26 protein-coding genes and 1 other annotated feature are annotated in these 25,009 nt (G+C 37.3%); of the genes, 2 read left to right on the top strand and 24 right to left on the bottom strand.

Translation table 11 applies throughout. From position 1 onward, the window contains the following. Positions 1 to 85 precede the first annotated feature (85 nt). Positions 86 to 895 (top strand): pyrroline-5-carboxylate reductase, encoded by an 810-nt coding sequence (gene proC / locus MKX62_RS19085; RefSeq protein ID WP_340742100.1) that lies wholly within the window; start codon positions 86 to 88, stop codon positions 893 to 895. Between the two features lie 137 nt (positions 896 to 1,032). On the opposite strand, the gene MKX62_RS19080 is transcribed toward proC, so the two are convergent. The 15 genes from MKX62_RS19080 to MKX62_RS19010 form a co-directional block, all read right to left on the bottom strand. Beyond that, complete coding sequence (locus tag MKX62_RS19080) at positions 1,033 to 2,316, bottom strand: FtsW/RodA/SpoVE family cell cycle protein (RefSeq protein ID WP_340742099.1); 1,284 nt, start codon at positions 2,314 to 2,316, stop codon at positions 1,033 to 1,035. A gap of 7 nt (positions 2,317 to 2,323) precedes the next feature. Continuing rightward, a complete protein-coding gene (locus MKX62_RS19075; protein WP_187044818.1) occupies positions 2,324 to 2,731 on the bottom strand; it encodes a PadR family transcriptional regulator in 408 nt (135 codons plus the stop codon). A 3-nt stretch (positions 2,732 to 2,734) separates the two neighbouring features. Next, complete coding sequence (locus MKX62_RS19070) at positions 2,735 to 3,268, bottom strand: sigma-70 family RNA polymerase sigma factor (RefSeq protein WP_067209202.1); 534 nt, start codon at positions 3,266 to 3,268, stop codon at positions 2,735 to 2,737. A gap of 180 nt (positions 3,269 to 3,448) precedes the next feature. After that, positions 3,449 to 3,994 (bottom strand): GNAT family N-acetyltransferase, encoded by a 546-nt coding sequence (locus MKX62_RS19065; protein WP_340742608.1) that lies wholly within the window; start codon positions 3,992 to 3,994, stop codon positions 3,449 to 3,451. Between the two features lie 181 nt (positions 3,995 to 4,175). Beyond that, positions 4,176 to 4,619, bottom strand: a complete 444-nt coding sequence (locus MKX62_RS19060; RefSeq protein WP_340742098.1) for a hypothetical protein — start codon at positions 4,617 to 4,619, stop codon at positions 4,176 to 4,178. 50 nt (positions 4,620 to 4,669) lie between these two features. After that, complete coding sequence (locus MKX62_RS19055; RefSeq protein ID WP_340742097.1) at positions 4,670 to 5,179, bottom strand: GrpB family protein; 510 nt, start codon at positions 5,177 to 5,179, stop codon at positions 4,670 to 4,672. Between the two features lie 352 nt (positions 5,180 to 5,531). Further along, positions 5,532 to 6,149, bottom strand: coding sequence for an NUDIX hydrolase (locus MKX62_RS19050; RefSeq protein WP_340742096.1), 618 nt, complete (start codon positions 6,147 to 6,149; stop codon positions 5,532 to 5,534). Continuing rightward, positions 6,139 to 6,795, bottom strand: a complete 657-nt coding sequence (locus tag MKX62_RS19045) for an HAD family hydrolase (protein WP_340742607.1) — start codon at positions 6,793 to 6,795, stop codon at positions 6,139 to 6,141. Before MKX62_RS19045 ends, MKX62_RS19050 begins: the two co-directional genes overlap by 11 nt. A 315-nt stretch (positions 6,796 to 7,110) precedes the next feature. Continuing rightward, positions 7,111 to 8,142: a S66 family peptidase gene (locus MKX62_RS19040; RefSeq protein WP_340742095.1), complete on the bottom strand. Its 1,032-nt coding sequence runs from the start codon at positions 8,140 to 8,142 to the stop codon at positions 7,111 to 7,113. 263 nt (positions 8,143 to 8,405) lie between these two features. After that, complete coding sequence (locus MKX62_RS19035) at positions 8,406 to 10,817, bottom strand: heavy metal translocating P-type ATPase (protein WP_340742094.1); 2,412 nt, start codon at positions 10,815 to 10,817, stop codon at positions 8,406 to 8,408. Positions 10,818 to 10,937: 120 nt separating this feature from the next. After that, entirely contained in the window at positions 10,938 to 11,138 is a 201-nt protein-coding gene (gene copZ, locus MKX62_RS19030) for a copper chaperone CopZ (RefSeq protein WP_082786566.1), read from the bottom strand. Between the two features lie 75 nt (positions 11,139 to 11,213). After that, positions 11,214 to 11,501 carry a metal-sensitive transcriptional regulator gene (locus MKX62_RS19025; RefSeq protein WP_067209184.1) on the bottom strand — a complete coding sequence of 96 codons (288 nt, stop codon included), beginning with the start codon at positions 11,499 to 11,501 and terminating at the stop codon, positions 11,214 to 11,216. Positions 11,502 to 11,545: 44 nt separating this feature from the next. Next, positions 11,546 to 11,842 (bottom strand): hypothetical protein, encoded by a 297-nt coding sequence (locus MKX62_RS19020; protein ID WP_340742093.1) that lies wholly within the window; start codon positions 11,840 to 11,842, stop codon positions 11,546 to 11,548. Positions 11,843 to 11,876: 34 nt separating this feature from the next. Next, entirely contained in the window at positions 11,877 to 12,785 is a 909-nt protein-coding gene (locus MKX62_RS19015) for a cation diffusion facilitator family transporter (protein ID WP_340742092.1), read from the bottom strand. Between the two features lie 206 nt (positions 12,786 to 12,991). Further along, entirely contained in the window at positions 12,992 to 13,168 is a 177-nt protein-coding gene (locus MKX62_RS19010) for a cation transporter (RefSeq protein WP_340742091.1), read from the bottom strand. A 531-nt stretch (positions 13,169 to 13,699) separates the two neighbouring features. Here MKX62_RS19010 and ccsB point away from each other — a divergent pair. Then, positions 13,700 to 14,899, top strand: coding sequence for a c-type cytochrome biogenesis protein CcsB (gene ccsB / locus MKX62_RS19005; protein ID WP_340742090.1), 1,200 nt, complete (start codon positions 13,700 to 13,702; stop codon positions 14,897 to 14,899). 119 nt (positions 14,900 to 15,018) lie between these two features. Here the strand turns inward: ccsB and ltrA are convergent, their stop codons facing one another. The 9 genes from ltrA to metG all read right to left on the bottom strand — a co-directional run bounded on the left by ltrA (position 15,019) and on the right by metG (position 24,464). Continuing rightward, complete coding sequence (gene ltrA, locus MKX62_RS19000; protein ID WP_338652480.1) at positions 15,019 to 16,404, bottom strand: group II intron reverse transcriptase/maturase; 1,386 nt, start codon at positions 16,402 to 16,404, stop codon at positions 15,019 to 15,021. A 505-nt stretch (positions 16,405 to 16,909) separates the two neighbouring features. Next, a complete protein-coding gene (locus tag MKX62_RS18995; RefSeq protein WP_338656851.1) occupies positions 16,910 to 17,371 on the bottom strand; it encodes a DinB family protein in 462 nt (153 codons plus the stop codon). 9 nt (positions 17,372 to 17,380) lie between these two features. Then, positions 17,381 to 18,154, bottom strand: a complete 774-nt coding sequence (locus MKX62_RS18990) for a Cof-type HAD-IIB family hydrolase (RefSeq protein WP_340742089.1) — start codon at positions 18,152 to 18,154, stop codon at positions 17,381 to 17,383. A 52-nt stretch (positions 18,155 to 18,206) separates the two neighbouring features. Continuing rightward, positions 18,207 to 19,028: an aminoglycoside adenylyltransferase domain-containing protein gene (locus tag MKX62_RS18985; RefSeq protein ID WP_067209169.1), complete on the bottom strand. Its 822-nt coding sequence runs from the start codon at positions 19,026 to 19,028 to the stop codon at positions 18,207 to 18,209. A gap of 92 nt (positions 19,029 to 19,120) precedes the next feature. Then, positions 19,121 to 19,555, bottom strand: coding sequence for a hypothetical protein (locus tag MKX62_RS18980; RefSeq protein ID WP_340742088.1), 435 nt, complete (start codon positions 19,553 to 19,555; stop codon positions 19,121 to 19,123). A 161-nt stretch (positions 19,556 to 19,716) separates the two neighbouring features. Next, positions 19,717 to 20,484: a class I SAM-dependent DNA methyltransferase gene (locus tag MKX62_RS18975; protein ID WP_340742087.1), complete on the bottom strand. Its 768-nt coding sequence runs from the start codon at positions 20,482 to 20,484 to the stop codon at positions 19,717 to 19,719. A 125-nt stretch (positions 20,485 to 20,609) separates the two neighbouring features. After that, on the bottom strand, positions 20,610 to 21,545 hold the full coding sequence (locus tag MKX62_RS18970; RefSeq protein ID WP_340742086.1) for an aminoglycoside phosphotransferase family protein: 936 nt from the start codon (positions 21,543 to 21,545) through the stop codon (positions 20,610 to 20,612). Between the two features lie 248 nt (positions 21,546 to 21,793). Further along, a complete protein-coding gene (locus tag MKX62_RS18965) occupies positions 21,794 to 22,420 on the bottom strand; it encodes a class I SAM-dependent methyltransferase (RefSeq protein WP_340742085.1) in 627 nt (208 codons plus the stop codon). Between the two features lie 412 nt (positions 22,421 to 22,832). Next, on the bottom strand, positions 22,833 to 24,464 hold the full coding sequence (gene metG, locus MKX62_RS18960) for a methionine--tRNA ligase (protein WP_340742084.1): 1,632 nt from the start codon (positions 24,462 to 24,464) through the stop codon (positions 22,833 to 22,835). A 51-nt stretch (positions 24,465 to 24,515) separates the two neighbouring features. Continuing rightward, positions 24,516 to 24,784, bottom strand: a binding site (T-box leader). Between the last annotated feature and the right edge of the window lie 225 nt (positions 24,785 to 25,009).

Below are 25,009 nucleotides of genomic sequence, written 5' to 3'. Positions count from 1 at the left end.
GGGACGAGAGCGCATTTTTTTATTGTCCAGATTTCAGCGCCTAGGTGCGTACGTTTTTATTAATGGAATGAAAGGGGTAATTTGAATGAAAACGATTGTATTTATAGGTGCCGGTTCTATGGCAGAAGCTGTTATTGCAGGAATTGTGGAACAAGGTGCAGTGGTACCTCATAATGTTTTTGTTATGAATAGATCTGATGATGAAAGGCTACTTTCATTACACAATAAATATGGTGTATCCATTGTCTGCAAGGAAAAAGAGGCGCTGAAAAATGCAGATCTCGTCGTTCTTGCGACGAAACCAAAAGATATCCATCAGGCGATGGCGGATGCACTTCCTTATTTGGATGATAAAACAGCGGTTTTGTCGGTTATTGCAGGCGTTTCAATTCAGACAATCGAAAATGGTCTTGGTGCAAGACCTATCGCACGCTCCATGCCAAATACCTCCGCTACAATCGGAAAATCTGCCAGTGGTATCGCTTGGAATCATGCGATTAGCGAAGAGTTGAAAAAACATATCCTCGGTCTGTTAGAGTCAATCGGAATGGTGAAAGAAGTAGATGAAGATGACTTACATGCAGTCACTGCTCTTTCCGGTAGCGGCCCTGCATATGTCTATTATTTAGCAGAAGCACTTGAGGAAGCAGCGATCGGCAAAGGGCTTTCAAAAGATATTGCGCGCGCGCTTATCATCCAAACGCTTGAAGGCGCAGCGGCAATGTTGAAAGAAACAGGTACAGAGCCAGCGGAACTACGGAAAAACGTGACGAGCCCAGGCGGTACAACGGAAGCCGGATTGAATGCGTTGGAGAACGGGAAGTTCAAAGAAACGATTGCGCAATGTATTGGGAAAGCGGAGGCGCGTTCTCGTGAGCTAGGGGCGCAGTCTTAAAGCTATTCATTTTGCACTAAATAGTGGAACGCAAAACTCGAATAATAGGTCACTTTTATAAAACGTGTCTACTATTCGAGCTATCGTTCAAGTTTTAGAAGCTCGCCTTTTATCTTATCGAGCTAGTTTACATATAACTAAATTTCCCCACTTTCAATATGACTAAAATGACTCGACGTCAAATCTTTCCTTCGATAGACACTTAATACGACCCCAATTAAAAAGGCATTCAATAGAATTGGCATTAATCCATAACTGATGAATGGCAATGACATAGAGATCATCGGAAAGTATCCGAGTGACATTCCAATATTGCTAACAAACTGGATTGTATAAAGAGCAATCGCACCAATCAGTAGAAGTTTCCCATATGGAACCTTGATTTTACGCAAGACAACCACTATCCTACTTGCAAACAGCGAAAGAAGTACAACAAGTGCAATGCCAAAAAGCCAACCATAATGATAAGTAAAACTCACAAAAACAAAATTGGTGTGAGCATCTACTATGGTCTCTTTATTCATTGAATTACCAAACCATCCTGCTTGGCACATTCGCTCTTTAATGTACAATGTCGTAGCAGTTGGATATTTTTCTGGATTGATAAATTCCAGTAACCTTAGTTTCTGATAAAATGCTAATAACGGCCAGAGGATTAAGCCAAAAATAATGAATGAACTAGACGTTAGTATCGTAATTACGAGAATAGTTTTCCTACTATATTTGCTCCACCAAACCATCGCAAACACCATGACAGTGTATATATAGGCAGTTGAAGTACTAGGTATCGTAAAGAGTAAATAAAAAGAAAGGACAAACAACATGCCCAAATGCCAAATTTTCAACCTTTTGTTATTGATAAAGGATGCCCATGCAAGGAAAAAGAACGGAATAGACATTACGCTTTCAATTGTTACTGGGCCAATCTCTACTACAGATGTCCCAAATACAAAGCCTTTAGAAAGAGCTTTTATCATTATGAGGACAAGCACTCCTATTGTGTAAAACAACCATCCTAACTTTTCCAATTCCCTATAGTTAATCAACATTAACCCTAAAGCTACCCCAGCACCGAGAAGGACAAAGATGATCTTATAAATTGCAAAATGTCCATTATTCATATAACCAAGAGAAAACAGTGGCAAAAACCCTATCCCCATAGTGGTTATCAATAAAACGACTGTCAGCCAATCCACCTTTGGCCGATGAAGCTTGTTCAGCTGTTGACCAAGCATTACCGGACTTCCCATTTGCCCGACAGCTTTTTCTTCTGCCTCTGTCTCATCTATCCCTTTCGTTAACAAGTGACTCTTCGCTTCTTTTATGTGATAATCTAATTCTATCTCTACAAAATCCTTTGCCTCTCTGGATTTAATTTGATCCCTAACTTCGTTTAAAAATGATAGTCTTCTTTTTCCCACTCGTTTGTCACCCCTCCACTAATCCTTTCCGATTAAACCGTTTAGTTGTAGACTGTTTCTCTGTTTTTCGTAATAACTTCCTACCTTTATTGTTTAATTGATAATATTTAATAGTCGACTCATTCCAGCCGGATTGTAAACTGCCATCCTGTTCTAGCTTGTGCAACAAGGCATATAAGCTTCCTTCATTATCCTCAAATTTACGAATTCCCCGTCCGCGCAAGAAATTCACCAATTCATAGCCCGTTTTTTCATAAACTAGCAGTTGCATAACGGCTAATAAGATGTCTTCTTCACTGTCATCACTTTTGCTGATTTTGTCCCGAATTCCCTTGCGATGTTGCTCGGTAAAATTGAGTTGGCTAAATGTACTAGCATCCATTGATTTTTTCAGCCCTTTTAAACGATCATCCATTACTTATTCCTCCAATCGTTCTTTTAAAAGCTCCTTAGCACGTCTAAGTCTAGTTTTAACAGTATTTCCGCCCACTTCAGTGACCAAGGCGATTTCTTTGATTAGCAATTCCTCGTAATAATAAAGATAAATCACTTCTCGGTATTTAATGGGCAGTGTCATGATTGCAGAGATTAATTGGTCATCCTCTTCCTGCTGGATCACGACCTCTTCAATCATTTCTTTTGTAGTCCTATTATGTGTTGGTTCATCTTCGGTAATAATGACATTCCTGTTATACCAGCTTTTTAGGAAGTCCTTACAATGATTAATAGCAATTCGCCACAACCATGTTCTTAACGTTGATTTGCCACTGTATGTATGAAGAGATTTATAACATTTTATAAAGATATCCTGCGTTAAATCCTCTGCTACCTCTTTATTACTGACATAAGAATAAACAAGCCTTAATATATCCTGTCCATGACGATTCATAATTTCATCCATTAGTACTACCTTGTCTTCTATTTCAAACGCTCCAACGATCAATTCTTCCATATTCAGCCCTCCTCCCTAATTAATAGACGAGATGCCCTATTAGAAGGTTTTTAAAAAGCTTTGAATAATTCCATAAAAAAACGGCAGGCAGTTGCCATACCGTTTTTTCACTAGTGCACCTGAACAGTAAAGTTGTTTCATTCTATTTTTCAATTTAAAACACGAACTGTGCACAAGTCATCATACGTTAAATCTTCCCATAACTAAGGTATTGTAGTATAGGCCGTCGGAAAGGACTTTGTCATTTTCTAGAATGCCTTCGGTTTTAAAACCAAACTGTTTATAAAGGTTTATCGCTTTTTCATTTGTTTCAAGAACATTTAAGGTTATTTTTTTAATTCCATTTGAGTCAGTCCAAGCGATGGACTCTTTTAAAAGATTTTTGCCAATGCCATAGCCCCAATAATCTTTTAAAACACAGACACCAAATTCTACTTTATGAGCAAAACGTTTCAATTGATTTCCTTCACATCTTGAAAAACCGACAATCCTATCATGAACTACAGCAACTAAAAAAAGGTTCCTTTTATTTTCTATGTCTGCTTTGATTAATTGTTCAAAACCTTGTACATCTATGAAATCTTCACCTTTTTCTCTGTCGAGGTTTTGAGTCTCTCCGTCAATCTGTATTCTGATTTCAGACAAAGCCCGTGCATCTTTATGTATTGCAGATCTAATTATATATTTCGTCCCGTTAACATTAATTTCTTGCCTGTTAATTTTCATCGTGTATTCCCCTTCACCATTTATTTGTTCATCCATATCAATAATCTGCTCTGTTTTCGTCTACATATTATCATTAGCGTTATAAACGATTTTATTGTAATTAAAGCTTCGAAAATCGTTGTTCTTCACAAAAAGCCAAATAAATTTATTTGGCTTTTTCAAATAGTAAGTAGCTGAGACTTTAGGAAATAAAATCCTGTATTCTATTCAAAGAGTTCATGAGGATAAGTAACGGAAACAGTGTAGCGAAAAAAATACGACTTCCCCAGACTGCATTCCAAAACTTCTCTCCCTTACGCAATTTTAAAATAAGAATGAGAATCGAAATGCTACTTGCAGTAAATAGAAACCAACAAAAATCTTTCTGCCGCTTTATTCCATAGTTCAATTCTTCAATTTTCCACAAATTATTTCCAGAAAATGATAAGGTAATGATATCCTTTTCTAACCCAATTATATTAAATTTTTTTACGATTACACTGTCTTTTTGCTGTGAAACAATATCATAACCATTTGGTAAAAATGAAAGCTTGTAGACAGCAAGATATGACAGAGAGCCCACTATGATAATGAATAGAGTGAAGCCTAAAAGCGTTCTGATTTTATATTTTACTGAGGAATTCATTATTTTCATGCCTACCTTTATGCTTGGTCATTATTAACAAAGTGAAATAATCAACTATACCAAGCTATCGCTTTTCTATCAATCTCCAATGCTAGTTGTTCTTTTCCTTTAATGTATGATTCAATATCATAGGGAAAACGTTGAGACAGCTTCTCTTTTAAATCCCCATAATTTTGAGCAACATCTGGGTGTGCCCGTAAGTAATCCCGAAATGCAAGATGACGTTCAATTTCAGAATTCCCGGATTCATAAATATGAACATGATGAGGTCGATTATCTCCCCCTTTTTGGAAGTATCGACGTTCGGGTATACCATTTTTCCCCTTTGGATCATAGCCAATGGCAACCATTGCCTTGTGAAATTCATCAATTCGATTAATGTCCCTCACTACCGGCATTATATCTATAATGGGCTTTGCCAGCAGTCCAATTACAGAAGTGCTGCCGATATGGTGTATCTCGATAATTTCAGAACCGAAAATCTCATGCAATTTATGGGACTCTTCTTCAAAGTTTGAAACCCATTGTTCATCATAAGGTTTAACGTCAACTATTCTCATTTAAATCTCACTTTCCGTCGTTCAATAAATCATTTTTTTATAGCTTTATTAAACGATGATGTTTATTCTGATGAACAGTATAAGAATTATAATAACAGGGGCTCATCTGTTCATTTATAAAATTATAGTCCCCGTTAACGAAAGCTAGTTCTTTCTTTCTCCTAAAAAGTATTAGAATAATAGCCGCATAAATCACATCTTCATTGCGAAAAATAAGAATTAGTAAAAAATATCATGATAATTAATCCTAACCCTGCTACTAGTAAATAGACTCCACTAACAGTGAAAAAAGATATCTCTAAAAGTTTACTAACCCTTTTTTTATTGATTTTCAAGCCTGCCATCCCCCTATTTAATCAAACAACGTCTCTTTATCAGGGTCCCTTGAAAACTCAAAAAGTGTTTTTATTTGTGATTCTATCACTCTATCTTCAGAAAGATCTGGTATATTGTTTTCAGAGAAAAACTGAATACCACTCGTTTCGATTCCGGTAGCTGGAATACCTCCAACAATTTCACACTGAATAAAAATTTTATAATAATGATACGGTTGCGGAGGATGCGGATGTTTATTTTTATCGAACAAAGCAAGCAGTTTCGTAGGAACTACATCATAGCCAGATTCTTCTTTTATTTCCTTTATAATATTTTCAGACGGCGACAACCCTATATCGCAAAAACCACCAGGTAAAGACCATCTATTATCCATATTTTCTTTTACCATTAATATCGTATTATCTTTAAAAACTACTCCACGAACATCGACTTTAGGGGTTTGATAACCTGTTTCATTCATAAATAAATCCTTGATTTTTTGCATTTCTACCCCTGTGTGTTCTTCCATGATTTCTGCACTAATCATGCGTAATTCTTCATAACGCTCGATATCATACATGTCTTTTGAAAAGGTTAATCCTGATTGAGATATTGCTTGTATTCTCTTCGCCCATTCCAACCATTTAGCACTCATTAGTGACACCAATTTTCATAGAATCAATGAATTCTGTTACACTTTTAAAGATGGCATCAGGTTCAATCGTAAATTCCATTGAATGATAATCAGGTAACCATTGGACGCCTACAGTATGTACATTCGCTTGAACGCCAGCATCTATGTCTGCATCACTATCTCCGATAAATAGTGCCTCACTGCTTTCGACACCTAAAAGAGATAAAGCTTTTAATAACCCTTCTGGATCAGGTTTTGGTTTGTTCACATCATCCCCTGTTATGATGACTTCAAACAGCCCCTCCATCTGTAAAGCTTTCAAAGATATATCTAAACTTCTTTTTGCCTTTCCAGTAAAGATCCCAATTTTGAGTCCTACTTCTTTTAAGTGCTTTACTAGATCAACAATTTCCTTATGTGGTGTAACTAATTGGTTATGGCGTTCAGAGTACTTTGCATAGTACAACTCAATAGCTTCGTCTTTATTACTATTGGATAGGTTCTCTCGAATAATCCCAGTTTCTGACGGGCCAAACATTGCCTTTATTTCTTCTATGGAAATATCTCTACTATCAAACTCATTGAAGACACACTGAAAAGCATAATAACAAATGGGTAAGGTATTCGCTAAAGTCCCATCAAAATCAAATATAATCGCTTTGATAATGAACACGTCCTTCAATTCGATTTTCACACCACTATTCGCCCTGTTTAACGGTGGCAACATACGTACCACCTATAATATCGTGGATTCCTCTTTTATCTTCACGAAATATAAGGCTAGACTACCAATCCAGATTAGATACTCTGTCCCCACACTAATCCATCCTCGTAAAGTCAAACTCTTATTTACTATTGCACCCTAATTGAATGAATTGTTGGAATAAATACAGTGAAACGAACTCTTTTAATGAAAAAAGAGTTCGTTTCAAATTAAATTGATCAGCAACTCTTTTATCCAACAATGATAGTACCACTTACCTCATTCTACCCCGCTTTCCAAAATCGAAAAAGTCCCCTTATCGCAATTGATCTTTGCCATCACACCGTAGGGCAAAACAATTTTTGGTTCTGTGTGGCCGAAATTCAAATTATAGAGAATCGGTAAATCCTCTAAGCCATACTCTTTCATGACCTGAAGAATAACTTCTTTATAGGATTCATAATATTTTTCGTCCTGTGGTTTCCCAAAAATGATGCCATTTGCCATTTGAAGAATACCTTGTGCAGCATAATTACGCAACCAGTATTTTATAAAACTAGGTTCGGGTTTTTCCTCCGATGTTTCGAAGAACAGAATGCTGTCCTTCCAATGCTTCTGTTCGGGCCAAATCTCTGTACCCTTCGCGAATTCTAGTACTTCGATACACCCACCAATCAATCTTCCTTGTACAACTCCCGACCCTTGAAGCAGTTCATATCCATGATTTGGTAGCATTTTCCGGCGTCTATTCTTATTCCTTTCATGCCATTCCAAACGTTCACTCGTCCATTTTAGAGCAGGTTTAACTTTACCGATAACTTCATCAGAAAAAAGTATCCGCTTCAACATATCAACTGTATAGGAATCCATCTCAACGTTTTCAGCGAAATCAGTTAAAATCGCCGGACCATAAAAAGAAGATATACCTGCTTTATGGCAAAACAGATGAGTAATCGTCACATCAGAATAGCCCATGAATATTTTTGGATTTTTTCGTATTATGTTGAAATCAATATATGGAAGTAAACGAATACTTTCTTCCCCACCAATATTCGCAAAGATTCCTTTAATGCTCTTATCCTTAAATGCCGTCATTAGATCTTCTGCACGAGCCTGTGGATGTTCATAAAGGTACTCTGAACCTTTCAAACTATTCGGCATCGGGAGGACCTCAAGGCCAAAAATACTTTCTACTCTTTTAACCCCTTGGTCATAACGCCATCTAAGTTCTGAATCACCTGCCCCTCCCCAAGAAGGACTTACTGTTGCAATTTTATCTCCTGGTTGCAGTTTCTTTGGTTTTTTTAGCAAACTAATCCCCACTTTCCCCTGTTGTTATCAGTCTATGCAAAATATTGCTCATTATCAGCTTCAATCATTGAATAATCTTAAGGCCTATCGTAACTCATTACCCATATTATTACATCCTTTTTTTGCTTAGCTAGATAAGATTTTGCATCTTGGCAATCTGAACACATAGGTCTAGTGTACAATTTCAGTTACCTATTTTTACACTTAAATCCCCCTCTACACTAAAAAAAGCCATGCAGAATTTCCGCATGGCTTCATTCCTTTTACAATTTCACTTTTTGCAAGCGCAATGCATTCAATACAACGGACACCGAACTGAATGCCATCGCTGCCCCCGCAACCCAAGGGGCTAATAAACCAATTGCCGCAATAGGAATTCCGATTGTGTTGTAGAAGAATGCAAAGAATAGGTTTTGCTTAATATTGCGCATCGTTTTGCGACTCATAATAATCGCATCAGCTACACTATTAAGGTCTCCACGCATCAGTGTAATATCTGCTGCCTCTATCGCAATGTCTGTACCTGTTCCGACAGCCATTCCGATATTCGCCATCGCAAGTGCTGGCGCATCATTGATACCGTCCCCAACCATCGCAACTTTCTTACCTTGGTCTTGCAATTTTTTAATTTCATCACTTTTTTGTTCTGGTAACACTTCTGCAATGACATGAGATAGCCCAACTTGACGAGCTATTGCTTCCGCAGTTCGTTGGTTATCGCCTGTCAGCATGATTACTTCAAGACCCAATGCCTGCATTCTAGCAATGGCTTCTTTCGATGTTTCCTTCACTGTATCCGCGACTGCCACAATACCTGCAAGTTTATGATTCACAGCAATCAGCATCGCTGTTTTCCCTTCACTTTCAAACTTTTCCATAGCAGCATTCGAGTCTGAAATAGCGATTTTATAGTCGTTCATCAATTTTCTAGTACCGACTAATACTTCTTTACCACTAACATTTGCCCGGATACCATAGCCCGGTAATGCTTCAAAATCAGACACGTCAAGTAGTGATAACCCTTTTTCTTTGACGCCTAAAACAATGGCTTGTGCTAAAGGATGCTCGGACTGATTTTCAGCTGTTGCAACTAATTGCAGCACTTCATCTTCTGTAAAGCCTGCTGTCACTGTAATATCTGTTAACGCAGGTTGACCTTTTGTCACTGTACCTGTTTTATCCAACACGACAGTGTCAATTGAACGGGTATTTTCCAAATGTTCTCCGCCTTTAAAGAGTAAGCCCATTTCAGCTGCCCTACCTGACCCTGCCATAATCGATGTCGGCGTTGCCAAACCTAACGCACATGGACAAGCAATAACTAGAATCGAGATTGTTGGTATCAATGCCGAACGGAAATCGCCTGGTGTTACAATGAAAAAACAGATTAGGAACGTTGCAACTGCAATAACGACAACAACCGGTACAAAGATACCTGAAATTTTGTCTGCTAAACGTTGGATTTCAGCTTTCGAACCTTGTGCTTCTTCCACTACTTTTACAATTTGTGCCAATGCTGTATCTTTTCCAACTTTTGTTGCTGTGATTTGCAATGAACCATTCTTATTGATTGTCGCACCAATGACTTTATCACCTGCAACTTTATCAACTGGGATACTTTCACCTGTAATCATCGATTCATCGATGGCTGAACGTCCTTCAATAATTTCGCCATCCACCGGAATCCTTTCACCTGGCTTCACAAGAATTGTGTCTCCCACGATAACTTCTTCAATCGGCAGTTCCATTTCAACGCTACCTCTTAGGACTCTCGCTGTTTTAGCTTGTAAACCTAGCAACTTTTGAATCGCCTGACTCGTTTTACCTTTTGCACGAACTTCAAATAATTTACCAAGTACTATTAATGTAATGATGACAGCGGACGCTTCAAAATATAGCTCGGGACTTCCAACTTTGCCATTATTCATCCATTCAATCGATAAATAAAGGCTATAGAAGTATGCCGCACTCGTACCCAGAGCAACCAATACGTCCATGTTGGCACTTTTATTCCGTAGTGAATTAAAAGCACCTTTATAAAATTGAGCGCCAATGATAAATTGAACAGGCGTCGCAAATGCAAGCTGAAGCCACGGATTCATTAAAATATGGGGCATATAAATAAATGATAAAAACTCAAAATGCGCCACCATTGTCCATAGTAATGGAATCGTTAAAATTAGTGAAACAATGAACTTTTTCTCTTGCTTTTTGATTTCTTGTTCCTTGTGATCCATTTTGTCTTTGCTATCTTGTTTTGGAATTAAACCATAGCCCATTTTCTTAACGGCCGTAATCATCTCTGTTGTTTCAACTTGTTTACTATCATATTCGACTGCAATTGTTTCTAGCGCAAAGTTAACACTTGCGTTGGAAACACCATCCATCTTGCCAATACGTTTTTCGATTTTCGTCGCACATGCCGCACAAGTCATACCTGAAATGTCAAAAGCTACTTTTTCTTGAACGACGTTAAATCCAAGTTTTTCAACTCTCGCCTTAAACTCATTGACATTTGTTTTAGCTGGATCGTAGACGATTGTTGAACTTTCCAATGCAAAGTTAACGTTTGCTTTCTCAACACCCTCTATTTTTGAGAGCCCTTTTTCAATGCGATTCGCACATGCTGCACAAGTCATTCCAGTAATTTGTAACGTTTTTTCAGACGTAGCCATTTGTCTCTCCTCCAATACTCGGTAGGGGTATATTTATTTCAAAAAGAAGGATCATACCAAAAAGTATAATCGTTTCTACTACTATATACCCCCACGTGGTGTAAGCTGACAGTCTATTCGTTAAACGAGTTCGTAGCCTTGCTCTTCAATCGTTTCCTTGATTTGCGCAAATGTAGTTGCATTGTCAAATTCTACTGATACTTCATTATTGCCAAGATCTACTTTGACTGTTGAAACACCCGTAAGTTCCCCAACGCTCGTTTCGATTGAATTAACACAATGATTACATGACATGCCTTCTACTTTTAACGTTTCTTTCAAATTAAAAACCTCCTGTTTTTGTTATTACCCTAAACTTACTATACCCCTGTTAGGTATGTCAAGCGAGGAGTATTTTTACTTCGTCATTGTTTTCATAACGTCCATCAATTCTTTAATAGCCGCATCACCATTCTGACCTTTAATGGCATTGACTACACAGTGATGTGTATGATCTTCTAACAAGGCTAAAGAAACCTTGTTCATGGCTGATTGAATCGCGCTAATCTGATGCAAAATATCGACACAATAGCGATCATTCTCGACCATTTGATGAACGCCTCTTACTTGTCCTTCTACACGTTTTAACCGGTTAAGAAGCTGTTGTTTATTTGGTTGGACTGTTGTTTTGGTTGATTCCTCCATGATTTTGCCTCCTTAAGCAGGTGCGCATACCCCGTACCCCTATATTAGCATTTTACTTGGTGTGGGTCAACGAGTTCGCTTTTTAAGTTATTTTCCTCAAAATAATGCACGAATTTGAAAAAAGGTTCCCTTCTTTTGCCATGTTCACTATATTTTTCGGCTGCCTTAAATCGATCCGTCATCCCTGCAACTTTTCTTTCCACTACCTCAATGTACAGTTGCTGTGACGTCGTCAACTCCAGTTCATCGCCTTCACCAATATAATCTGCCATGACTGCTAGTTGCTTGGCATTTAATATTGATCCAAATGCGATTCCACCATTCCCTGCTAGTTTAACCATTTTCTCTAAACTAAATCCTCCTTCATCTCTTTAGTTACACGATAGGTGTTGCATGTTGCAAATCAGACTTTTCAATTTGAATCGTTGTATGCATGATTTTAAACTGCTTCTCGATTTGTTGAATCGCTTGTTGAAGTATGCGCTGTTCATCTTGATTATCCTCTATTAGCAGGTGGCAAGTAAGTGAATCCAATCCGGATGTAATTGTCCATACATGCAAATCATGTACATTGATAACTCCTTCGATCGCTTCTAATGTCTGCTTGACCTCTTGCTGATTAATTGTAATCGGTGTCCCTTCCATTAGAATATGAATCGTCTGTTTAATAATCCCCCATGCACCTTTTAGGATTAACAATGCCACGACAACACTGATAATTGGGTCTGCAACATACCAGTCAAAGAAGTACATAACAATCCCGGCAATAATCGCTCCGACAGAACCAAGTGCATCACCAAGGACATGCAGATAGGCACTGCGTAAATTCACATTATCCTTCACATCGCCTTTGCTAATTAAAAACCAAGCACTAAGTAGATTGGCCGCTAACCCAATGAACGCAATGATAATCATCGAACCACTCGCAACAATCTGTGGCTCAAAGAAACGTCCATACGCATGATAAACAATCATTCCTGCGATGACAAACAACGTTCCCCCGTTAAATAATGCCGCTAAAATCTCAAATCGATAATAACCGTATGTTTTTTTAGGTGAAGCCGCACGCGCAGCAAACCAAATTGCCACTAAACTTAGCGCCAATGACCCCGCGTCGCTCAACATATGCCCCGAATCGGCCAGTAAAGCCAAACTGTTCGTCAGCAAACCTCCAAAAAACTCTAACAACATAATCCCGGCAGTAATTATAAATGCTATCGCAAGTCCTTTTTTATTTCCTTCTCTAGCGTGACTGTGATGATGTCCGTGGTCGTGATCATGCATGATAAATCACTCCTTATCTTTTAGTCGTTCTCCAGTATAACTGTCGAGCTACTCATTTATGTTTGGCTATAATTATGTAGATTACCCATATACATAATGGGGGTATAATTTATTTAAAAAGAATGATTATACCTAAAGGCATAATCCCCTAAACTACTTTCTACCCGTACATGAAGGCTGCAACTGTTGATTTACTTATGTTGAAATTAGATGACGTTATAGCCTTCTTCAGTTCTTTGAGCATTATCAAACTCCACCACAGCCTCATCACCACATACATCGACTTTGACAGAAGACACACCGATAAGTTTGCCAACTCCACCCTCAATTGAATTGACACAACTAGTGCAAGACATCTCTTGTACTTGCATTAGACCCCTCATTTTGAACACCTCCTGTTTTATTAATGTTTTCAATTTACCATACCCCCATGCAGTATGTAAATCAAAGAATAAAAAGTCCATCCCTCATTATTTCGAAAAGGCTTACTATTAGTCTTCTAATACAATATCTTGTTTTTCAACCGTTATATAGAATAGCTCTAAAACTGTATTGGGGCGATGAAATCATACGGTTGTTTAAAATATGATAAGTCGACTATCTAGCAATCAAGGAACCTACATAATCAGCCGGTTTTCGGGCCGAAATTAACAATAATACATCTCGAATGGTAAAACCTAATTCATACGATGACTTCAAGTCATGAAATTGTCGGAACTCTTCCTCCATTTCGAATTTGCGAATGCTACACTGGATTAAATTGGTTTATCTGAGTAAATCAGATAAACAATATTAACAGTGAGTTGGAGGTTACTATCGGTATTGAAAATCAGACTTATGCATAAACATCAGTCATTCTACTCAGGTTGTAGTTTAAAGAGATCTTAAAAACATGTAAGAGGAGGCGTTCCATCTTGTCTACAAGTTCATTAATCAGTTTAAGCAGTACAGCACTTTATATATCCTTTTTTATCTACTTACTAGCAATTATTCCTTTAGGACTAGCAGTTAGGTCGAAAAGAAAGATATTTTCAATACTTGGAATAACACTGACTTGGGTAGGTTTCATTTTACAGATTGTTTATTTTATAACTAGATGGTCTGTTGCCGGACATGCACCAGTCAGCAACCTTTATGAATTCATGACTTTCTTTGGCATTATGCTCGTTGGAAGTTTCCTGATTATGTATTATTTATATCGCCAAAGTGTAATTGGACTCTTTGCTCTTCCGATAGCACTGCTAATTCTGGGCTATGCAAATGCATTTTCGAAAGATATAACGCCCCTTATTCCCGCTTTGCAAAGTAATTGGTTAACAATACACGTACTAACAGTAGCCTTTTCTAGTGCGGTATTGTCCATATCTTTTGTTACAGGTATTATCTACCTTTTAAAAATAGTTAATCCAACTGAAAAAAGCAAGAATACATTCTGTTTGGAGCTCGTCATGTATTTTATGGTAGTTGTATTGGGCTTCATTCTAATGACTAGCACATTTAATGCAGTCGGTTATACTAAAAATCTTCAATTCGAAAATCATAAATCTGAGGTGGACGTTTATAACTATAAATTACCAGCCATTACCGTTCCTAAAAACTCAGTAGTTGCCCAATCAGTGGATGCGAATTCTTATGAGACTGTCGATCAAAAAAACGGTATTATAGAGATTCCAAACTCGATTGATGCATTAAAATTGAATACAATAATATGGTCATTCCTTGTAGGGACTGTGCTCTACACAGTAATTCGTCTTTTCACGAAGCGAAAAATCATTTCTCTACTCAAACCACTTACTCATAAAGTAAATGCGAACTCTATGGATGAAATTACTTACCGAGCAGTCATCATTGGTTTTCCTTTGTTCACACTTGGTGGACTGATATTCGCTATGATTTGGGCCCAATTTGCTTGGAGCCGTTTCTGGGGGTGGGACCCGAAAGAAATTTGGGCTTTAATCACCTTCTTATTTTATGCCACAATGCTACATTTAAGGGTAGGGAAAGGATGGGAAGGAGAAAGAACTGCTTGGATGGCAGTCATTGGTTTTGGAATAATTATTTTCAATCAAGTCTTCGTGAACCTTGTAATTGCTGGGCTGCATTCATATGCTTAATAAAAAATATTGATAGATCGAGTTATGTTACTCACTAAATCGAGTAGAGTGAACGAATCAGAAATTTGATTCGTTCGTCCCTCTCACACCACCGTACATACGGATCCGTATACGGCGGTTCAATAATTTGAGTGTACAAACTGGTACTTCACGGATATATCCATATATCCGAGTTGTGCCAGTTTTCTATCTGTTAAAGACCTATGAAGGATATAACTGGAAGAAATCCTCCAGTAACCCTTTCGGGTATTTGACCATTCAAAGGCTTTTCGCTCTTCGGTACCTAGTTGAATTAGATTTTTACATTTCGTTCGTGGGTTTTTCCACTGTTTCCAAATGTATTGCCTGATTCGTCGTTTCAACCAACCGTTTAATTCATTCATAAAGCTTTTCATTTCACCAATACCGTAGTAGTTTATCCACCCCGTCATTAGCTGCTTGATTTGCTTGAATAGAACTTCAATGCTTCTCCCTCTGTTCCGCTTTGTTATTTTCTTCAACTTTTGCTTCACAGTAGATTTCGCCTTTTGATGTGGTCGAATTTTGACGCCGTTTTTAGTTGCCAATAGGCAGAACCCTAGAAACTTTCGTTTCAGTGGACTTCCTACCGCACTTTTCTCACGATTTACGGTTAATTTTAGTTCGCCTTCAAGGAAGTTGGTTGAACTCTCCATCACTCGATAACCTGCCCGTCTACTTTTGACGTAAATATTGCAGTCATCCGCATAACGGACGAATTTGTGCCCACGTGTTGTGAGGAGTTTATCGAATTCATTCAAGTAAATATTACTTAATAGCGGCGATAAGTTCCCCCCTTGCGGGGTTCCTTCTTCGGATGCTTGAAATAAACCGTTTACCATAATACCGCTTTTGAGATATTGGCGGATAAGACGTAAAACACGCTTATCTTGAACCTTTTCCTCAATATAGTGCATAAGTTTATCGTGGTTTACTGTGTCAAAATAAGCTTTCATATCCATATCTACAACATATTTGTATCCTTGTTCGTAGTACGACTTCGCTAGGGTGATAGCTTGATGTGCACTACGCTTTGGACGAAACCCAAAGCTATTATCGGAGAACGTAGGGTCAAAAATGGGTTGTAAGACTTGATTGATTGCTTGTTGAATCATCCGGTCGATTACAGTTGGAATTCCTAGTTTTCTTACACCACCGTCTGGTTTAGGAATTTCAACCCGCAACACGGGTTGCGGGCGGTAAGTTCCGTTATGTAATTTCACTAGTAATTCTTCCCTGTGCTCCTTCAAGTATGGGAGTAGCTGGTCATAGGTTATACCATCTGAGCCTGCGGCTCCCTTATTTCTGACAACTTGTAGGTAAGCTTGATTGAGATTATTCCTTGAGAGGATTTTCTCAAACAGATGTACACCATTTTGATTGTTCAGTTCACCATGGAAATTACTATGCACTCCGTCATACCCTTCATGTTCCACATTATCTCTCTGACGGTAGCTAGGTTTCCCTATTTTCTGCGGTTTTCGCAATTTCCACACCTCCTTGTATCCTCAAAATTATTATTGTTCAGTCCTTCATGTCCTGTCAGTGAACACTACTATGACCTCTGCTGACTTCTTACGATTCATCTTCATGTCACCACAGAGATTGCACTGGTTCGTTATCATTTAACTTGCACTGTGCCCTCGTAAGACCTCCCCCGGTAAGAGCGAATACTTTCCTCCCATGTAACTGCTAGATTTACTGTATAGGTTTCGGGCAGTATTGGACTTCGGTTTGTCATGCAACCTTATCCGACCTAATTCAGCCTTCTATCTAGTTTCTGTTCGTCAGTTCAGGAGTTTGCGTCCGACTTCCTTCAGCCACTACCTCACGATAGCCACCTTGTCTTTCGCTAACAGTTCCTACTGCCAAGCCTGTAGTGGACTTTCACCACCGAGTATTCGCCCATGCAGGGCGCACACGAAAAAACGATTCCCCATTTCAACATGGTGGAATCGTTTTTTTAAACAGTTTGTTGAATTTAATTGTTAACTAAATTAAATCTCTAAATAGTAAATCAGACGATACAGGTTTCAATCCTATTTCTCTAGACCAAACAGATAATTGTCCAATATGATGAATTTCATGTGATAGTATATGTGTAATTATTTTATCAAACGAGAATGAATTAGTAGTACCATTTCTACTCTTTACTACCAAAGTTCTATCTTCAGATTCAGACGTATGTGATTTTATGAAGCTCTCTGTTGCTGGTTTGGTTAGATTAGAAAATGACTTAACATCATTAAGACTTGATATTCTATTTATATCTTTAATGATTACAGATGTACCTTGCATTTGATTAACCCATATTTGTTCGCAGTCAATTACATGAAATAGATTATGTATTATGCTCTGCATACCCCCCATACGTTTTTTAGTGAGTTCTTCGTATGGAATGGTTTCACACCACTTAAACCAGTCTTCTCTGATTTGCCAATTATACTGAAACATATTTATCAATTAAATCACTCCAAACTTTTTCAACGCGAACTCAATTCCGTCTTCACTTGACTTTTTAGTTACGAAATCTGCAATTGTTTTTATTTTTTCATTCCCATTCCCCATAGCTATACCAAGTCCTACTAATTCCAACATGTCTATGTCATTCTCTCCATCACCAAACGCAATAGCCTCTGATTTATCAATGTCGAAATACTTTAAAACTTTTATAATGGCTAATGATTTAGATACTTCTTCTTGTAGTACATTCAATACATAAGGATGCCATCTCTTAAATGTTAGATACGGAAAATTTTGAATATATTTCTCAACCATTTCGTCAGTTGCATACAAACACATTAAGTAAACCTCTTGATTATTAATCAGTTTATTTATTGTAGGATAGTTATTCAATGATAGAGTTTCCTTCAACGCTTTTACTATTTCAGTATCTTTTACACCATTCATGCTAAAATCTTCAGTGAAGAATGAAAGACCTTGATTCTCTGTGTAGGAAAATTCAACGACATCTTGAATCACATTTTTATCCATCGGCACTTTATGAATAACCTGGTGATTGTGTTTGACATACGCTCCATTCGCAGTGATGAACGTATCTATTCCTAGTGCTTTTATTTCTTCGCACATAGATAATGGTCTTCCTGTTGCCGCTACTACCCTTATTCCTTTGTTCACTAATGCTTTGACTGCTTCTTTAGTATTAATTGAAATACTCCCATCTTCATGGTGCGTAATTGTTCCATCAACATCGAAAAACACAATTTTGTAAGCCATAAAAATCCCCTTCAGTAGCAGTAAGTTGAAAAGTGAGAAAATTGACATTAAATCATACTATACGTTTTTGGATTAAGCTGCTGTTGCAGTAACTAATGATATACTTCGAAAATCTTAAAGCCATTTCAATTCTCTGCTCATCAGAAGTGAAAAACTCGATCCCAGCACCTTTACGAACATTTATTGCTTCCTTAATTATCTGATGCCATTCCTCTGGTAGATGCAGCAATCCATACTCGCCAGCACCAAGTTTTGATAGTACGTTATGTTCTTTTAAGGTATAATATTGGCGTAACAATCCGAGAATCGACCATTCAATTTCAAAATCAATCTCTTCAGCTGATAGATGAAGTAACTGTCCCAATGAACTCTCAATTCTTTGGATCCGTTGTGCCCAATACGTATTCATATTTTCATGTACATAAGAAACTAAGAGCTGTGGATCAACTTCAAATCTTAGCGCAGTTGGTTCTGGACCTAAAATGCTAATTCCATTCGTTTTCAGTATCCACCAAGTGATAGAGTTAAAATAAGCACCATAACTCAATTCACCATCGTTATAGAAAGGATAAATATTATCATCAGCTTCTAGTTTACCAATATCCTCCCAAAGAACATAGACTCCATCCATTTCTGGTTTTTGATAGTTACTGGCAATAATACTATGAATTTCGGCTAATACTTCCACTTCTTCTCCTGACAAACGGCGATTTATTATTGCAATAAAATCAATATCACTTGAATCATTCACATAGGCATTCAGTGCAATTGATCCTTGGATATAAAATCCTTCGAGTGTGTTTGGTAAACGCTCATGAAACAAGGCGATGTAGTCCTTTAGAATGGTCTGTACAACAACTGGTAATTGCTGCATCAAGTTCTCCCCTTAATAAAAATGCATAATTCTCCACTAGTACAATGAATCCTATTTACTGTGTTTTAAATAAACAATATCTCCATTTTTCGTCACATCAAAAACTTCGTTATCTTCTGAATATAAAGTTTCACGTTGTCTACAGAATTTGTACCTTCAAAGAATATCCCAAACTTATTACTCTCAGGATAACCATATAGATAACAAACCACTTTTCCGTCTTTCATGAAAACGATTTGATTCATGCCCTCACTGACTGTTTCACTGATATTATCCCACTTATATCCTATTATTTCATATATCTTTTCTATTGAAAGATATGGATCGAATGAATAAACTTTATCCCATTCAAATGGGGTAAATGTGGTCAAATTCACCTTTTTATTAGTTGCATTTTTTGATGAAATTTCATTTTTAAGTAATTTGAAATTAGAATCCCATATATCTTCTTTAAAAGGATTCATAACGAGTAAACTTACACATACAAGCAAAAACATTAAAATAACAACATATTTCCTTTGCTTCATAGTACATATCCCCCCTTTGTCAATGGGTTGCAAATTACTTCCATTAGTTAGACGATCAGTATGACAAAAGGTTCAAATTATTAGCAAAATACAATAAAAGCTGCGCCGATTTAATACTAGAGAGGAGCCGGATTTCGATGTATCTTAGAATTGGGCTCCTTTCATTTTCTAACTTTACACACATACACCATAGAAGTACTTTTCACATTGAGCTCATTTTTATCCCAATCACCATATACCTGCAAGATTTCAAACCCATTCTCTTTAAGCACTCTTTCCATTTCGAGTGGAAATGAATAGCGTAATGAAATGCCATCTTGCTCTTTAGCAATTAAGGTTTCTCCTTGATAAATTTGTCGATCAGTATGGCAATGTAAGATCTGTGTCATCGAATTGTATTCTTCACGGTGAAATTCGATAATTTGATTACCATTATTATCGCTATACTGTTGCTCATATTCATCAACAGCTGCCAACTCATGTAGTAAAGGATTTCGCGTGTCAAAAATAAAAATTCCATCCTCTACCAGATGTTGTCGGACAGATTGTACTAAGTCATCTTGTACTTCATTCGTTAGGAAATGTTGAAAGGAATTCCCAGTCATAAAAACTAACGAACTTTTGACGGGTAAATTCAACTTCGTGCAGTCTTGCAGTAAAAACTCAATCGATACCTTTTGTTCTTTCGCCTTTTGCTTTGCACGTTCCAACATACCCTCATGCAGGTCAACACCAACCATTTGAAATCCACGTTTTGCCATAGGAATGGTAAGTCGGCCTGTACCACACGCTAATTCAATAATCGGATGATCTAGCTTGGCCAATTCTAAAATCAAGTTCAAATCCTTCTGATAACCTTCATATAAGTGGTCATACATTTCAGGATCAGCATATTTCTCAAAGTTTTCTTCAAATACATTCCTACTCATACATTCTTCCCTCCACAATTGCATATTCCAATGGTGTAGCAATAGGAAAGCAACCTTCAAAATTACTTTTCCACAAACGAGAATTCCCGCAACATTGAAATACGCATAATAAATTCAGACTTAACCTAACAATTTAGACTATAGCTTGAAGGATCGTATACGATCTTGATAAGCCCTTCAAAAAGGTGTCTCTGGGATGGATTAGCCCAATCATCCTCTACATCGGCCATTAACCACATAACCTCATCTAGAAAAACATGCTCTACTGCTTTTTCCCAATAAACGTAATCTAGATCGGTAAGACTACTATATTTTTTATAGCCTTGCAGGAATAATTGCCATTGTTCAGGCGTAAATGGTTTGTCTGGAGCGGTTGATAATTCATTATGAAATAAAAGTAGGGCTAATGCTACATCAAAAATACGTGGAATCCAACTGGCATTATCAGGATCTATTAAATAAGGATCTGGTGTATAGATTAAGTTATTCGCTTTGAAGTCATGTGGAGTGAGTACAAATTGCAAACCGCTATTTTTCAATTCTTCTTGCTGATTAACTACTTCTACTAATTTCTTTTTCAGTTGAATACCTTCAATTTTAAAATCATAACGTGCAGCGTATTTTTCTATCTTTTGAACACTCTCTGCCACTTCGTCCACATTAAAATCAAAAACATCATATTCTTCTAATTCAAACGTATTTTCCATGGGCGAAAGGCTGTGTATTTCCCCCAATAGTTTGCCTGCTGCTATGATTTCGTCATCTTTACCGGAATACTGCGCTCCCTTAATAAATGGATAAACTACATATGTATCCTCTCCGATTGATTGAGGGTTTTCCACACTTAAACTAACTGGTGTTACCACATTTACTCCATTTTCTTTTAAGTTGGTCGTATACCTCATCAGTCTTTGTGCACGCTCAATTGGTCTCTGTGTTTTCTTAACAATAAAATCATTCATTTCACTGTTAACTCGATATACCGGGGAGAAAGGATAAATACTTTTCGGTTCTTCTTGAGTTTGAAAGCCGAATCTTTTTAATACTGCTAGTCCATTCATTATGTTTCCCCCATATCAATTTACTTTATTGATAGATTTATCGCCTAGAATACTTTTAAATTGAAAGTCGCTTTTTAAATATTCACGTAGTGTAACCTCCTTATTTTATAGTGTAGAAAAATCGAAACTAACCATTAAATGCCACTGACTCTTACACGAGTTCAAAGTTAATAACCACCTTCATTAATTACAGAAAAAATGAGTTGCCGAAACAACTCAATTTATCATTTCGACTATAAATTTTATATTTACCTCGTAACCATGAATACACCGCCACAATGCGATACGCGATGAAATTCACATTTACAAACGTTTTTTAACGAGTATTTGATTTCATTGGAGACTAAATAAAACTCATCCTCATCCCAATATTCAATGCTATTATGTCTACAAATATCAAGCTCCTTACGTGTATGAAATGCAATATCCCCAATGAATATTTTCCCATTCGCTGAAAGTAGAGGTAGCAAACTCTTGATAAAGGTGATTTTCTCTTCATCCGCAATATGATGCAGCGCATATGTGCTTATAATAAAGTCATACTTATTGACTTCAAAAGAATCAGGAAAGCCCTTGGTAATATCCCACTCCACCAAATTTGCCATTGGCATTTTAGACTGAGCAACCGCAATCATCTGAGTAGAAAAATCTAAACCATCAATGCGATGCCCATTTTCATAAAGTCGACTCGTTAAAGCCGCTGTGCCAAACCCTATATCTAAAATGGTTGATTGCTGCTTTTGCATGACCTCATTAAAAATAGTATTCAATATTTTTTTGTATCCAGCAAACGGATACAAATTATTTTCTTCACACACTTGTACTGTTTGATCATAGTCATTCGCCCATAAATTAAATCCTTGCTGATTTAACATGAATGCTCCCCCTATAATTCGAACGAGCAATCGAGCATTCCTTTTTATTTAAAAATAGTCTTTTTAAACAATTTAATTTACCCGATTAGTCGCCGATCGTTTCCCCTAAGACGTTGCATCGATAGATAATAGTAGTTTTTTTCATAATAAACTCCACCTTTCATAGATACATAGATATTATCATAATATTTCGCATTTCGGAACCACTCAATATGAAATGATTTTTTTGAGGGATATAGCGCAACTCATATTTTGTGAAATAGTTTAGTATTGAAGACTTTCTGACAAAAGATTTAGCCTTATCCAGCATTTGATTTTTCCCATCAACGCTTCCTAGGGAGAAAGCCCTCGATGTTATTAACTTACAACGTTGAATAGCGGTTTAGTTATTGTTATACTCTCGAGCCTTTGCTTATATTGCATTCAATTTCAACTTTTCTAATTCGATCTCAATCTGATTTAAATCGATTCGTTCAAATAAAGGACTTACTTGAAAGGTTTGATATATTGATTTTTCTATGGGTTCCCAAGTAAATGGTGCTAAATTCAACATTGCTTTTACTTTATCACTTGAAAAAGGTAGGAATGGCGATAATAACTGAGCACAATTTGCAATAATATGCACACATGTAAGTAAAATATTCTTGCACTCTTCCCTGTTCTCATGGATTTCTTTCCAAGGTTGTTTTGTATCAAAGTATTTATTTCCGAAGCGAATGGTTTCAAAAATCGTTTCAATCGCTTGTTTGAAATGACCTTGTTCAATCAAGTGACCAATCTCACCATATCTAGATTGAGTCATTTCTACAATATCTAAATCCAGGTTACCAGAAACAGCCCCTTCAAATGATTTGTCAATAAACTTCAACGTCCGATTTACGAGGTTACCGTAAGCACCAAGAAGCTCAGAATTATGACTGAAAATGAATTCACGCCACGAAAAATCAGCGTCTCTATTTTCAGGTGCATTTGCAGTTAGAAAGTATCGAATGGAGTCAGGATCATAACTTTCCAAAATGGCGGGAACCCACACAGCCCAGTTTTTGCTCGTTGATAGTTTCATTTTTTCTAATGTTAAGTACTCGTTTGAAACGATATGTGTTGGAAAAGCGTCCTTTCCAATACCCGATAAAATAGATGGCCAAATAATCGAGTGGAAGGGAATGTTGTCTTTCCCATGTACATAGTAAGATACGGTCTCTTCATTCCAAAAAGCTTCATCACTTTGATTAGTGTCAATCGCCCATTGTTGACTGGCCGAATAATAACCTGATACTGCTTCAATCCAAACGTACACTTTTTTATCCTCATAACCTTGTACTGGGACACTAACTCCATTTTGTAAATCTCTGGACACAGCGCGGTCATGTAAACCTTCTGTCAAATATCTTTCTGATAAATGGATGGCATTTTCTCTCCACGCTTTGTTTGCCCGAACCTTCTTAACTTGCTCTTCTAGCTCATGTTGAAATGAACTTAATGAAAAGTAGAAGTGTTCCGTTGCCTTTGTGGTTGGTTCATTGCCACAAATTTTGCATTTACGGTCAATTAAATCAAGCGGATCAAGGATGGTTGAACAATTATCACATTGATCCCCACGAGATGGATGTCCACAGTTCGGACAAACTCCCTCCACATAGCGATCTGGTAAAAATTGGTAGTCAAACTCACAATAGGTTTGTTCAATCTCTTTTTTATAAATATATCCATTCTCAAGTAGCTGCAAGAAAATCCGCTGGACAACTTCATGATGTTGTTGACTATCCGTTCTGGAATAAAAATCATAACTAAATCCCAGTATCGCAAAGCTTTCTATAAATTCTTGATGATAGCGATCTGCGATATCTTGAATCGCTAGCCCTTCTTGATTGGCCCTAATCGAAATAGGTGTACCATTACAATCGCTACCAGACACATATAAGACGGATTCACCCTTTAGTCGGTAATACCTCGCTAAAATATCCCCCGGTAACAACGCTGCGATATGACCTAAATGCAATGACCCATTGGCATATGGCCACGCGCCCCCAATTAAAATGCTCAAACCAATTCCTCCTTTTTAGGGCATACAAAAAACCCCGCCACTTATCGTATCGATAAGGACGAGGTTAATATTTCACTCGTGGTACCACCTTAGTTCACAAATAGCTCACGCCACTTGTCTTAGTAAGTACGTCGCTACAAATCCTGCGAGTATACTTTGACATTTGTAACAAGTGCCAAATCTTGTTGCAGCCTACTCATCCGCGGATTTTCAGTGCAAAGCTCGGAGATCATGTTCATCAGACTAGTTTGCTTCATTTCCACCAACAGAAGCTCTCTATATAACATCGTCTCATTACTTTTCCTCGTCATTGCCGTTTGATATAAGGTTTGAATTGATTATAGAGAAGTGTGTGTGTAAATGCAAATAATAAATAAACGTATTTCGTGGTCATGTTAACCATACTTGTATCACAACGTCAGCGATACACTACAGTGGATTATTACAAGTAAAGGAGTCACCATGCATTACATATGGGATTTGTGAATAATGAGTTGCCCCAAAAATTATTTCGATTGTAAAACTTAATCTAGTTACTTTTATGT

Origin of the sequence: Sporosarcina sp. FSL K6-5500, assembly GCF_038005665.1 — a bacterium.
Taxonomy (GTDB): Bacteria; Bacillota; Bacilli; order Bacillales_A; family Planococcaceae; genus Sporosarcina; species Sporosarcina psychrophila.
This window is presented reverse-complemented; position numbering and strand designations above follow the sequence as displayed.